The 13219-nt window shown below is 63.8% G+C and carries 10 protein-coding genes; 3 read left to right on the top strand and 7 right to left on the bottom strand.

The window, feature by feature from the left end; translation table 11 throughout:
- Positions 1 to 110 precede the first annotated feature (110 nt).
- Positions 111 to 1709, top strand: coding sequence for a murein biosynthesis integral membrane protein MurJ (gene murJ / locus EHF33_RS03650; RefSeq protein ID WP_124867989.1), 1599 nt, complete (start codon positions 111 to 113; stop codon positions 1707 to 1709).
- A gap of 33 nt (positions 1710 to 1742) precedes the next feature.
- On the opposite strand, the gene EHF33_RS03645 is transcribed toward murJ, so the two are convergent.
- The 7 genes from EHF33_RS03645 to EHF33_RS03620 form a co-directional block, all read right to left on the bottom strand.
- Positions 1743 to 2867 (bottom strand): DUF58 domain-containing protein, encoded by a 1125-nt coding sequence (locus EHF33_RS03645; RefSeq protein WP_124867987.1) that lies wholly within the window; start codon positions 2865 to 2867, stop codon positions 1743 to 1745.
- Positions 2864 to 3871 (bottom strand): AAA family ATPase, encoded by a 1008-nt coding sequence (locus EHF33_RS03640; protein WP_124867985.1) that lies wholly within the window; start codon positions 3869 to 3871, stop codon positions 2864 to 2866. Before EHF33_RS03640 ends, EHF33_RS03645 begins: the two co-directional genes overlap by 4 nt.
- Complete coding sequence (locus EHF33_RS03635) at positions 3868 to 5235, bottom strand: DUF4129 domain-containing protein (RefSeq protein WP_124867983.1); 1368 nt, start codon at positions 5233 to 5235, stop codon at positions 3868 to 3870. The genes EHF33_RS03640 and EHF33_RS03635 overlap by 4 nt, the downstream gene beginning before the upstream one ends.
- A 155-nt stretch (positions 5236 to 5390) precedes the next feature.
- Complete coding sequence (locus tag EHF33_RS21025; RefSeq protein ID WP_164473397.1) at positions 5391 to 5567, bottom strand: hypothetical protein; 177 nt, start codon at positions 5565 to 5567, stop codon at positions 5391 to 5393.
- 76 nt (positions 5568 to 5643) lie between these two features.
- Complete coding sequence (locus tag EHF33_RS03630) at positions 5644 to 6165, bottom strand: isoprenylcysteine carboxyl methyltransferase family protein (protein ID WP_124867981.1); 522 nt, start codon at positions 6163 to 6165, stop codon at positions 5644 to 5646.
- Positions 6162 to 7244, bottom strand: coding sequence for a type III polyketide synthase (locus tag EHF33_RS03625; RefSeq protein WP_124867979.1), 1083 nt, complete (start codon positions 7242 to 7244; stop codon positions 6162 to 6164). The genes EHF33_RS03630 and EHF33_RS03625 overlap by 4 nt, the downstream gene beginning before the upstream one ends.
- A gap of 186 nt (positions 7245 to 7430) precedes the next feature.
- Complete coding sequence (locus EHF33_RS03620; protein WP_164473396.1) at positions 7431 to 8462, bottom strand: PhoH family protein; 1032 nt, start codon at positions 8460 to 8462, stop codon at positions 7431 to 7433.
- A gap of 368 nt (positions 8463 to 8830) precedes the next feature.
- On the opposite strand from EHF33_RS03620, the gene aroE reads away from it, so the two are divergent.
- Positions 8831 to 9715 carry a shikimate dehydrogenase gene (gene aroE / locus EHF33_RS03615; protein ID WP_124867975.1) on the top strand — a complete coding sequence of 295 codons (885 nt, stop codon included), beginning with the start codon at positions 8831 to 8833 and terminating at the stop codon, positions 9713 to 9715.
- Positions 9712 to 13185 (top strand): CHASE domain-containing protein, encoded by a 3474-nt coding sequence (locus EHF33_RS03610; RefSeq protein WP_124867973.1) that lies wholly within the window; start codon positions 9712 to 9714, stop codon positions 13183 to 13185. Before aroE ends, EHF33_RS03610 begins: the two co-directional genes overlap by 4 nt.
- The last annotated feature ends 34 nt before the right edge of the window (positions 13186 to 13219 follow it).

The raw sequence follows: 13219 nt of genomic DNA, 5'->3' as shown, positions 1-13219 counted from the left end.
ACACGCCGAAACTGGAGTGCGCAGTCAGCGCTCTTCATCGTTTTGGCAGGAAGCGGCGCTACAGTAGGGCCGATGCTTCGTTTTCCTTTCCCCCCGGTCAGTTCGCGCCGATGAGCGCTCCCGAAACCGCTGAAACGCCCGCTTCCGAAGCGACTTTACCGCCTGGCCCGGTGCCACGCTCGGCAGCCCGCAACACGCTCATCGTGATGGCGGGCACGCTGGGTTCGCGCTTATCCGGGGTGGTGCGCCAACAGCTCATCAACGGCTTTGGCAACGAACTGCTCGATGCTTTTACCATCGCCTCGCGGGTGCCCAACCTGTTCCGCGAACTGCTGGCCGAGGGCGCACTGGTCAACTCGTTTATTCCCGTCTACAAGTCTTTAGACAGTGATGAGAAATCTCAACTCGCCCGCGCTTTTTCCGGTGCACTGATCGGCATCAACTTGATTTTGATGGTGCTGGGCATCTTGGCCGCGCCGTGGATCGTGGATTTGCTGGTGGCCAAAAACGCCAACATCGACACCGGCTTGGCTATTTATATGACCCGCTTGGTGATGCCGTTCCTGACGCTGATCAGCTTGGCTTCTATTGCTATGGGCCTGCTCAATGCCGACGAACATTTCCGCGAATCGAGTTTTGCACCAATTGCCTTCAACGCCGTCTCTATCGTTATTTTGCTGGTGGCTACAGTGCTATTTCCGCACTCGGCCACGTGGCTGGCGCTGAGTTGGCTGCTCGGCGGGCTGGCGCAACTGCTGGTGCAGCTTCCGGCGCTGGGCAAGTACGGCCTGCTGCCCACCCCGCAGCTGATGACCCACCCGGCGCTGGGGCGGGTGCTGGTGCAGATGGCCCCGTTTACCCTGACGACGGGCGCACGGCAAATTCTCAATATCTATGTGCAGCGCTTACTGACCAACGCCGCCTTTTTCCCGTCGGGCACCGCCTTTGCCTACAGCAATGCCGAAACCCTGTTCACGATGGTCAACGGGCTGTTCGTGGTGAGTCCGGCACTGGCGCTGTTTCCGAGATTCTCGCAACTGGCCGCCGACAACGATTGGCCGAGCTTCAAGGAGCTGACCTACAGCACCCTCAAAACCGTCACCTTTCTGGCGGCTCCGGCCAGCGCTCTGCTGGTGGCGCTCTCAGGCTACGCCATCGGCATTTTCGATTTGCGCGGCAACATGCCGCTCGACCGCTTCACTTCCGGCACCCTGATTCTGACCGGCTGGGCAATAGCGTTGGTGCCGTGGGCTATCAATACTGTCTTGTTGCGAACCTTTTACGCCCGGCAGCGCACCCGCGAGGCGGTGGTGGTCAGTGCGGTGGGCTTTTTATTGGAAGTGCTGCTCTACAACGTGGTGGTGCCGCGCCTCGGCCTGATCGGCTTCGGGATTTCCACGACGATTTCGGGCGTGGTGGTGTGCTTCTCACTGATCTATCTCTACGGACGCCAGCTCGGATTCTCAGTGCCGAACTTGGCCTTTTATCTGGCCCGCGTGGTGGGGCTCTCGGTCATCGCGGGCATCTTGGCCAAGCTGGTCTCGCTGCCGCTGCCCAACCCCGGCCCCCATCAATTGCTGCTGAGCATCTTCGTGCTGGCGCTGGCGGGCGGTTTGGGGCTGGCGAGCTATCTGGGCCTCGCGGCGGCGCTCAATGTCGGCCAGGCCAGAGGGCTGATCAGCGGCGTCCGGCGGCGAATGGGACGCTGAGAGAAGCGAACTCCAGATCGCCACTCCATCCTCTCAGGCCAGCCGCAGCACGCTTTGATTGCCGCGCAGCACATACACCAGCACCCCCGCGTCGGCCAGTACACCGGCTCGGCGCTCCAAGTCGCGCACTGTGCTGGAAAGTCCGACCCACTGGCGGCGCGGGGACTCGCCGGGTTCGAGGTAAAAGCCCTCGGGCATCACCACGATGACCACCCGTTTGGCGCGTGTTCTGGCCCGCAGCGCCGCCGTCAGCACGTCGCTGGGTGCGTGTTGGGTCAGCATGATCACGTTGCTGCCCGCCGCTTGCTCGCTTAAATCGGGCAAGGCAGTCTCGGCGGGTTGAGCTTGCAAGGTGGCCAGCTTGGAGAGGGCGGCTTGCAGGGCCAGCGGCGTGCGGCCTGGAGGTGTCGCGCCCTGCGGCGTGCTGAGCGAGATCGGCAACTCGGATTTGAGCGCCTCGCTGATTAAGCTGGCCGAGAGGCGCACCGCGCTTTCCAAAAAAACGTCGTCGCCACGGGTATCCACGAACACCAAGAGGCGGCTGCTGGCGGTGCGCTCCAACTCGCGCACGGTCAGTTCGCCGGTGCGGGCCGAGAGTCGCCAGTGAATCCGGCTGGGCGGGTCGCCGGGCGAGTAAGGCCGCGCCCCGCGCAGGCTCAGCGGGTCGTCCAGCCCCAGCGTGCGGGAAAGTGCGCCTTCCGAGAGCAGCGGGCGTAGCAAGTCTGGCAGCGCTAAGCCGTGAATGCCGGGGTAGACTTCCATGCGCGTGCCAAAACTGAGCCGGGTGCTGCGCCAGAACAGCCCGAACGGATCGGCCCAGCGCAGCGTGGTGGCGGGCCAGTGGTACTCGCCTCTGGCATTGAGGTGCAGCGAGCCGCTGAGTTCGGCTTCTCCGCTTTGCCACAGCCAGCCTGCCCAGCGCCACTGACGATCTGCAATGATGGTCAGTGGCGGCGCGTCCTCGATGACGTAGCGCAGCGGCAGGCGGGAAGAGAGCTTGATGTGAATGCGGCAACTCACATCGCGGCCCACGAATCCGGCGGGCGGCACTTCGCGGCCGAGTTCGAGCTGCGGCGCTCGGCGGTAGGCGGCCCAGATCAGACCCAAGAGCAGCAGCAGCAAAGCCGCCCAGGCCAGCACCCAGACATCCAGAATCATGCTCGGCCCGCTGGCTCCCCACTTCCCGCTATTTCCCTCGGAACTGTCTCTGCTGGAACGGGCACGCTGCGCAGCACTTCTTCCACCACCTGCACGTCGCGCAGGCCCAGCAAGCGGGCTTCAGTGCCTAAAGTCAGGCGGTGGGCCAGCACAGCGGGGGCAACTTCCTTGACGTCGTCGGGTAGCACGTAGGCGCGTCCACTCAGCGCCGCCAGCGCCTGAGCCACGCCTTGCAGAGCGAGGCTGGCACGCGGCCCGCCGCCGAGCAGCACCTGCGGGTGGGCGCGGGTGGCCGCGGTGAGCTGGGCGATGTAGCGCCGCAGTGCCGCGTCTACATACACCTCACGCGACGCTTGGCGGGCGCTGAGAAGTTCCTGCGGCGTGGCGACAGCTTCCAGCGTGCTGATCGGGTGGCTGCTCTGCAAGCGGTCGAGGAGAGCCACTTCTTCGTCCAGCGTCGGGTAGCCCACCGAGAGGCGCAGCAAAAAGCGGTCGAGTTGCGCTTCGGGCAATCGGTAAGTGCCTTCGTGTTCGACCGGGTTCTGGGTGGCCATCACGAAAAAGGGCTGCTCAAGGGTGTGGGTCAAGCCGGACTCGGTGACCTGGCTCTCGCCCATCGCCTCCAGCAGCGCCGACTGGGTTTTGGGGGTGGCGCGGTTGATCTCGTCGGCCAGCAGTACGCCCGTAAAAATCGGCCCCGGCACGAACACGAATTCGCCGCCCTTGTAAATGCTCACGCCGGTCACGTCGCTGGGCAGCAAATCGGGCGTGAACTGCACCCGCTTGAATTTCAGGCCCAGCGAGGCGGCGACGGCGCGGGCCAGCATGGTTTTGCCGGTGCCGGGCGCGTCTTCTAGCAGCACGTGACCGCCCGCCAGCGCCGCCGCCAGAACAAGGCGGGTGACGCGCTGCTTACCGACCAGCACGCGGGCCACGTTGGTTTCTAAGCGCTCGGCCCAGCGCTGCAAGTCTTGAAGGGGAAGGGTGGGTGTGATTTGAGTCATGCGGGCCTCTGGGGTGAAGGGGTGGGGGTTTGGTCTAGAGGGTGCAGAAGGCGCTGGACTTCGGCGGCGCTCTGCTCGGCGGCCTCGGCTTGCTGGTCGCCGACCTCGCCGCCGTAGCGCACCGGACGGTAAGCTTCGGTGAGCTGGGCGAGCGGCAGCGCGGTTTCGGGCCAGCGGGCAGCGGCGCGGCGCAGCAGTTCATCGGGCGTTTCGCTTTCCAATCGGCCCAATCCCTGAGCGGCCATGAAGCGCAAAGTGGTGGCGTAAGCGGCCCGCACCCGTCCCAGCGGCTCGCCATCAGCGTGGGGACTGGGCGGAGTGAGCGTCGCCTCGATGGGTTCATCTTCTGGAGCTTCCTTGAGCCTCAGAACCAACCAGGCCGCGCCCGCCAGCAGCACGAAGCTCAGTGCTGCCACCGTCCAAATCAGCCAAGTCGGAATGAAAAGGGGCTGGAAGGGGGGCCTCTGGCGGGCGCTGCCAGCCGCCTCAACTTGCTGCGCCGCCTGCGGTTCAAGCACGGTGCCCACCACCCGGTAGATGGCTTCCGGTTGCAGCAGCAAGCCCAAGATAAACAAACCAGCGGCGGCAAACAGCACCAGCGTCACCACCCAGAACAGCGGGTGAACGCGCCCCCAACCGATTTTCCAGCCGCGCCGCAAAATCGTTAAGCATAGCAGCAGCATCCCCATCAGCGGCAAATTGGCGGCGTTGAGCAAAGTGGCGACGGTGGCGGCTTCGCGGATTCGGGCGGGCGTGGGCGGCTTGGGCACCCTGCTGACTGGAGTGCCGGGTAACGCAGTCGGCGGGGCGGCGGGCCGGGTGATGCGCTGCACCACGTCAATCGGCGTGCGGTCAAGGTGCAGCGGCGCGGGGCGGGGCAAAGCGGCCACCGCCAGCAGTACGGCCAGCAGCGCCGCACCCGCGATGCCCAAAGACCGGTTGAAGCGTGGCGCAGTCGGCGGCCTGAGCGCCTGGGCTTCCCCGAGCTGTTCGCGGCCACCCAGTCCGACTGCGCCGATCAGCAGGCCCAGCAACCCCAGCGGGGTCGGCGCGAGCAGCAGCACCCCTGCCGGAAGCAGCAGCGCCCAGCGTTGCCCGCCGCGCAGGCTGTGAATGCCCGCCGCCAAGACCAGCGACAGCGGGCCAGTGATGACGAACGTCAGCGCGGCGCTGCGGAGGTCGGGCAACTGTAGGAGCGCTGCCAGTAAAGCCAGCGGCAGCAAGCTCAGCGCCAGCGTCGCCGCCGATTTCGCAGAACTCCTGATGATGAGGCCCACGGCCACGCTCTGTGCCAAGCACAACCACCAAGCTTGTAATCCCAGCGCTGTCCACGGCAAAGCGGCGAGAAAGAGGGCGGGCGTCACGGTCTTAGTATGCGGCGCGGCGGCTCAAAGTTCCCTGAGTGCTGACCTGACTAAACCGCTGTCTTGAACGAACTACGGGCCTGAATAAATCGTAGGCCAAAGACCAGAAAAAAGCGCCCGAGTCGCCCCGGACGCTTCGGCTCACTGCTCAGGCCTTACTTTTCTTCTTCGGCGTCGCCGCCCATGTTGCTGCTGGGCGGATCAGAGGTGATCATGCTGCCGATTTCCGCAACGTCGTGGGCGTCTAAGCCCTTTTTCTGAGCGTGTTCTGGAGCGGGAGGCAGGTTCTGTTCTTCGGGAGGGCCGGGATTGATGCCGTGTTTGTCGGTCATACTTTGATTCTCCTTGTGCTGCTTAGCCTAACGCCTGAGCCAGACTACGGTCTTAAAGGGACGTTTAGACGTGGTTTCATGAGGTCTGACGTTCGTATTCTTTCAGCGCCCGGTTCTCGGCGGGAATGCGGATCAGCAGCAGCAAAGCAGCATTGAACAAGCTGGCCCACAAAGCGGTGCGGGTCGCCCCCACGCTCAATGGGACGCTCAGGAGCTCGGCGACCACCACCATATAATTGGGGTGTTTGAAGTACCGAAACGGCCCGCCGGTGACGCGCTCCGCATTCGGCACAATCAAAATTCGGGTGTTCCACTGCTTGCCCAGCGTGTGCATGATCCAGTAGCGCAGCGGCTGAAGCGCGAGCGCTGTGAGCAGCCAGCCCCAGCGCACCTCGCCTTTGTTGGCGCGGCCCTCGACCCAGAGTCCCAGCAGCCACGCCGGATGCAGCACGAAAAAGAGCGGGTAATGCTCACGTCCGTATTCGGTTGCGCCGCCCTCGCGTGCCCAAGCTTCGTTCTGGCGGGCGCGGCGCACTTCGAGGAGGCGCTGAACAACCAGAGCGGCGACCAGATACGGCGTCAGCTTGGCGGCTTTCATGCGCTGTCTTTAGGAAATTCCACCAGCACGTGCTCCGCCGCGAAACCCGGCCCCATGGCGCTGAGCAGCCCCTTGCCCTGCGGCTGGCCCCTGAGCGCTTCGTCCAGCACGAACAGCACGGTGGCGCTGCTCATGTTGCCGTGTTCGCGCAGCACTTTACGCGAGGTGTCAAGCGCTCCTCCGGGCAATTCCAGCACCGTTTCGTAAGCGCTCAGCACCTTGACGCCGCCGGGATGCACCACATAAGTGCCGACTTCGTCTTTCGTCCAACCGAAATGGGTCAGCGCTTCTTCCACGTTGCCGCGCATCATCTGCGTCACCAGCGCCGGAATATCGCGCGAAAATCTGACCTTGAGTCCTTCGTCGGCCACGTCCCAGCCCATGACATCGGCGCTGTCTTCAATCAAGGTGCTGAAGGCGCCGTGGAGCCGCAGCAGCCCGCCGCCCACCTCGCCGAAGTCGCCCAAATCCGGCCCCAGCACCAGCGCCGCGCCGCCGTCGGCAAACAGAGCGGTGCCCACGAAGTTGCTCTTGGACTCGTCGTTTTGCACCAACGTCAAACTGCACAGCTCTACGGCCAGATACAGCACATTCTTGTAGCCGGCCCTCACTAAGTCGGCGGCGCGGGCCAGTCCAGCCGCGCCGCCCGCACAGCCCAGACCCCACAGCGGCAGCCTCGCGGCGTGGCGGTTGATGCCCATGCGCTCCATCAGGGCGCTCTCCAAGCTCGGCGTGCTGATCCCGGTGCTGGTCACGAACACGAAGGCGTCCACGTCCTGCGGCAGGAGGCCGGCTTGGTCAAGCGCTTCTTGGCACAGCCGCTGACCGAGTTCGAGCGTGACTTCCACATACACGGCATTTTTCTCGGCAAAGCCGTGCGGCTGCAAATACCACTCCGGCGGGCGCGAAATGGCCCGCGTATCGATCTGGGCGTTGTCGAAAACCGCCAGCATGGTCTGGCGCTGGCTCATGCGCGGAAAAAGTTGTTTGACGGCCTCGCGGCTCTCGGCTTGGGTGACGGTGTGCGGCGGTGTTCCAACGGCCAGCGAGCGCACCACCGGCAAGGGATAAACAGACATTCGGGCATTGTGCCGCCTGCTTGGGCCAGTAAATAAACTGCGCGGCTCAATTGCCCCCCGCTTCCCCGAAGTGTTGGCAAAAGGTCAAGCAAGCTGACGGCGCTGATCAGAAAGTGGTGTGCTGAGCCAAAGAAGCCCCCGCCTCAGCGATGAAGCCGGAGCGGGGGCAGAGGGCGAGTGAGGCGGTTAACCTTCGCTGCTGCCCTTGTCGTTTTCGGGAATGCTCTGCAAGTCGCCGCGCCTCGCCGCCCGCTTGTCTTGCTCGGCATTTTCGGCTTGCTCGTAGGCCCGAATAATTTTGCCCACCAAGGGGTGGCGCACCACGTCCACGTCCGTGAACTCGTGCCAAGCGATACCCTCGATTTGGCTGAGAATGCGTTTAGAAATGGCCAGGCCGCTGGTGACGTGTCTGGGCAAATCGATCTGGGTCACGTCGCCGGTGACCACCACTTTGCTGCTAAAGCCCATGCGGGTTAGAAACATCTTCATCTGCTCGCCAGTGGTGTTTTGGGCTTCGTCTAAAATCACGAAGGCGTCATTCAAAGTTCTGCCGCGCATGAACGCCAGTGGAGCCACTTCAATCACGCCGCTGGTCAAATACGCTTCAAACTTCTCTTGATCAAGCATATCGTAGAGCGCGTCATAAAGTGGGCGCAAATAAGGATCGATTTTGGCCTGCAAATCACCCGGCAAGAAGCCCAGTTTCTCGCCTGCTTCGACGGCAGGGCGTGTCAAAATGATCCGCTTGACTTTCTTGGATTTGAGCGCATTGACGGCCATCGCCACCGCCAAATACGTCTTGCCGGTTCCGGCGGGGCCGATTCCAAAAGTAATATCGCTGCTTTCGACTTTTTCGAGGTAAATCTTTTGGCCCGGCGTCTTGGGTTTGATGCCTCTGGGCAAAGTGGGAGCGCTGCTGGTTTCGGCAGCGAGGCTGCGGCCCTCGCCGTTGAGATTGGCAATCCGGTCGACCGCTTCGGGCGTAACTTCGTGGCCGCCTCTGACCAGTTCGAGCGCGTCTTTGACCATCCGCTCTGCTGAGGCGACCTGCGCCGCGTCCTGAGCGCTGATGGTGACAGTGTCGCCCCGCGCAGTCAAGCGTGCAGGTGTGCGCTCACGCATCCGGCGCAAATTGACGTCGCCCGTGCCGAGCAAGTTGAGCGCTTCTTCCGGTGAGTTGAGGCGAATTTGGGCAGTAATCAGCGTTTGTTCGTTCAAGGGAACTCCTGTGAGAGCTGAGGTGGGCAAAGCTGTGTTTCAGAACTGGGGAAGTCTCCATAAGGCAAAATTCCCCCTCACACGCGGCGGGGAGGAGGGAACAGGAAACCGTTTCTGATGTTCCTATTTTCGGGGCTCTGCTCTGCGCTAGCCGTGCGCTGGTCTACATTGTGTCTTTAGAGTCTTGGAGGCAAATCAGCGGGCGTAAGCTGCTGGGGGAGCAGCCGTGAAGAGCGCTCCATTAAGATGCCCAGTGTGCAGGTCAGCCGTTCATCCCCCAATTCTGACAAAAAGGTAAACTCCAGGGAAAGCGCCAATTGGCCTAAGCCAGCGCTGTCAATCCCACTGAGCCGGTAAACTGATCCCCAATGAACGACGCAGGCGAACGTAAAACACAAAACAAAGCGATGCAGCGGGCCTACCTGTTCGCTGATCCGGTGTCGCACACCTTGTCGCCGGCCATGCACAACGCGGCGTTCGCGGCGTGCGGCTTGGTGGCCTACTATGCGGCGCGGCACGTCCGGCCCGCTGAGCTGGGCGCGGCTGTTGCCAGCTTGCGCCAAGTTGACGTGCTGGGTGCAAACCTGACTTTGCCCCACAAAGAAGCGGTTTTGCCTTTCTTGGATTCGTTGAGCGCGGCGGCCCGCTCCATCGGAGCCGTCAACACCATCATCAACCGGGGCGGCCAGCTTCACGGCGACAACACCGACGCGCCGGGATTTTTGGCGGCGCTGGCAGCCGCACAGGCGGGTAACTCGGATACGGCCGCAGGCAGCGCGGTGGTGTTGGGCGCGGGCGGCGCGGCGCGGGCCGCCGTCTACGCGCTGCGCTCACAGGGCCGCCGGGTCTACGTCATCAACCGCACGCTCAGCAAAGCCCAGTCGCTGTGCGCCGATTTGGGCGGCGAGGCACGTGAGCGCCAAAACGTGCCCTGGGCCGAGGTCAAGCTGATCGTCAACGCTTCGAGCGCGGGCCTCGGCAACCCGCAGGAAACGCCGCTGCCCGACTTTGAGTTCAGCAGTTTGCCGCCTTCGGCCCTGATTTACGACATGGTCTACAAGCCCGCTGAAACCCGCTTGTTGCGTGAGGCCAGAGCAGCCGGCCTGAGCACCGAAAACGGACTGGGAATGCTGGCGCAGCAAGCACGGCTGGCTTTCATGGCTTGGACAAACTGCCAGCCTGCTATCGAGGTCTTTTTAGACGCGCTCTCTGAAAACCAGCCTCAGGCCCGCGTGGAGGATTCACCACCTTGAGCACTTCCACTGAGCCCCGCTCTCCCAAACAGCGCTGGTCGCTGCGGATCACCCCGCTGGCGCTGCTGCTGACGGTGCTGCTGCTCTCGGCTTTTTTGGCGGCGCTGGTGGCCTACTTCGTGGGCGATCAGCAGCGGGCCCGCTTTCAGCGCGAGGTCGCCACCTTCGACGCCAGCTTGATGCGGCGGCTCGACAGTTACGTCAACGTGATGGTGTCCACGCGGGCGCTGTGGAGTACCGGCGCGGACATCGACCGCGCCACCTTCGGGCGCTACGTCGATGATCTGGATTTGCCCCAGCGCCTCCCCGGCGCACAGAGCATGGGGTTTGGCCGCTGGGTGCCGCCCGCGCTGCTGAGTACCTACACCCAAGATCAGCGCCGCAGCGTTTCAGATTTCAATGTTCATCCGCTTGGCCCCGGCGTACGCGGCGTGAAGGTTCCGGTGACGTTTTCTGCGCCGTCCAGCACCATCAGGAGCGCCGTGTTGGGCTTTGATATGTACAGCGAAAGCGTGCGCCGCGCCGCCATCGATCAAGCCCGGCTGAGCAACCAACCCAGCGTCACCGCGCCGCTGCAACTCGTCAACGATCAGGGCCGACCGGATCAGCCCGCCGTGATTTTTTACCTGCCGGTGCAGCGCGGTGGGCTGCTCTACGGCGTCGTGTACGTGCCGGTTCGGATGAGCGATTTGCTGGGGAGTCTGGACTTGGAGCGGCGCGGCTCACCCAACCTCAACTTGGAGTTGCAGATCAGTGACGGTTCAAAGCCGCTCTACGGCACCTTGTCGCCGGGCGCGGTTTTTCAAGACACCTCGAAAATCGAAGTGGGCGGGCGCGTCTGGACGGTCAAGCACGCCGCGCCTGCCGACTTCGGGCGCGACTGGGCGGTGGCCGCGCCCTGGATAGTGATGCTGGCCGGCACCCTTGTCGGCATCTTCTCTTACCTGTCGTTTCAAGCTCAGGTGCGTGCCCGCCTGCGGGCCGAGGAAGTCAGCCGCTCGCTGGCGCTGTCGCGCTCAAGTCTGGAGCGGGCGCGGGCCGAGTTCGAAGCGATCTTCAGGGCCATGCAGGATACCGCCGTGTTCACTGACACCAATAATTTGGTGCTGTACGCCAACGACGCGTTGGAGCCGCAGTTTGGCTACGCGCCCCACGAACTGCGCGGCCAGAGTATCGCCGCGCTCCACGCCGACGGGCGCATCGACCGCAGCCCGAGCTTGGAGCGCGTCACCACCGCTTACCGCCGCCGCAGTGGGCAGCTTTTTTACGGCGAGATGCAGCGCAGCGCCGTCAAAGGCGAGCGCGGTGAGGTGATCGGGCACCTTGAAGTCATTCACGACATCACCGGGCGCATCGACGCCGAGCGTGCCCTCAAAGCCGGGGAGCGGCGCTACCGGGGCGTGCTAGAAGCCGTGCCGTATCCGCTGTGGGTCACGGACGGCGGCGAGATCGGCAGCGGTGCGATTGACAGCAGCGAGACTGGCCGTGGAGAGAGTGGCGGCAGCGAGATCGGCAACACGGGCAACGGCGGCGCGGTGGAGTACCGCAACGCCAAGTACCAGCAGACGTTCGGCGAGGCCATGCTGCGCGACGTGCTGCACCCGCAAGACCGCCCAGCTCTCGAAGCGGCGTGGCAGGAATCGCTCAGCAGCGGGAAGCCGCTGCAACTCGAGCTGAGCCTCAACGTGCTCGGCGAATTTCGCTACTTCGTGATGGTGGGTGCGCCGATTTTGGACGCGGTCGGGCGGGTCAGCGAGTGGGTCTTTTCGGTCAGCGACATCCATGACCGCTTGCAAGCTGAGCGGCGGGCCGTTCACAACGAGGAGCGCTACCGGGGCGTGCTGGAAGGCATGCCGCAGATGGTCTGGCTGACCGACGAGGAAGGCCAGCCGACTTATTTTAACCGCCGCTGGTACGATTATGTGGGCCGCGAACGCGCCCAGAGCGGTTTTCTGGCGGCTCTGCATCCCGACGACCGCCACGAATTCAGCCGCCGCTGGATGCAGGCCCTTGGACGCCGCCAGCCGTTTGAATTCGAGCACCGCTTGCTCGGCGCGGGCGGCAGTTACCGGACGTTCATGACCCGCAGCGTGGCGATTCAGGGTGCGGCGGGCCAACTGCCCGAATGGGTGGGCACCAGCACCGACATCGACGATCAGGTTTACGCCGAGTGGAGTTCGCGCTTGGTGGCGGCCATCAGCGGACACCTGATCGGCGGCGAGGGCCAGACGCCCGACAGCGGCGTTCCCGGCTTGCGGGCGGTTCTAAGCCTCATGAACGAGCGCTTTACCTCGATGTCGGCGCTGTGGGTGCGCCGAAACGGCGGCCAACTGACCTCGCCGATCAGTCAGGTGCGCGGGCACGTGCGCGAGGTGCGCCTGCTCTCACACCCGGACGTGGTGCGCGGCGTAGAGCAGGCGCTGCTGAGTGCCGACCCCATGCTTGTTGAAGGAGAGGCGCTGCTGGAAAGCAACTTATCCGGCTTGCTGCTGCTGCCACTCGGCGGCAAGCGGGTGGGCCTGACAAGTCTGGGCGGCGGCGACAGCCCGCTGTTGGCCTTCGGGTTCCGGCAACATGTGCGTGACCGCGACCTCGAACTTGCCCAAGAACTCGCCAGCCGCTTGAGCGTGGCGTTCGAGAGCGCCCAACTCTCGCGGCGGGTGCGTGAAGCGCAAGAAGAACTGCGCGAACTCAACGTGTCGCTTGAGCAGCGGGTCAAGCAGCGCACCGCCGAGTTGGAAGAAGCCAACAGCGAATTAGAGGCCTTCAGCTACAGCGTTTCGCACGACCTGCGCACCCCGCTGCGCCACATCGTCGGGTTTGCCGATTTGCTGCAAAAAGACCCCGGCAGCACCGTCAGCGTGCGCGGCCAGCGCTACATGGGTATCATCGGTGACGCGGCCTCACGGATGGGCCAACTTATCGACGACCTCCTCGAATTTTCGCGGATGGGCCGTCAGGAAATGCGTCAGGGCGAGGTGGCGCTGAGTAATTTGGTGGCCGAGGTGATTGCCGAGTTGCGCCTGAGTTCGCCGGGCCGCGAGGCCACTTGGGACGTCGGTGAGCTGCCGCAGGTGCGCGGCGACGCGTCGTTGCTGCGCCAAGTGCTGCTCAATTTGCTGGGCAACGCCGCCAAGTACAGTGCCAAGTCCGGGTCACCCACCATTACCATGCGGGCCAACCAGACCGGCAGTGAAACCGTGCTGGAAGTGCGCGACAACGGTGTGGGCTTCGACTCGCGTTATGCCGATAAGTTGTTCGGCGTCTTCCAGCGCCTGCACCGCGCTGACGAATTTGAGGGCAGCGGCATAGGACTGGCCAACGTTCGGCGCATCGTGACCCGGCATGGTGGGCGCGTCTGGGCCGAGAGCGAGCTGGGAGCTGGAGCGGTATTCTTCGTGGCTTTGCCGCACCTGACCGAGAACCCCGCGCCCGCCGGAGCGGTGGCCGAAGAAGCGCTGGGGGATTAAAGGTGAGGGGTTGTAAAGTCCGCGCTGAACAAAG

Source organism: Deinococcus psychrotolerans (assembly GCF_003860465.1).
GTDB classification, from domain to species: Bacteria; Deinococcota; Deinococci; order Deinococcales; family Deinococcaceae; genus Deinococcus; species Deinococcus psychrotolerans.
The sequence above is the reverse complement of the archived record's forward strand: the minus strand, read 5'-3'. Positions and strand labels throughout refer to the sequence as shown.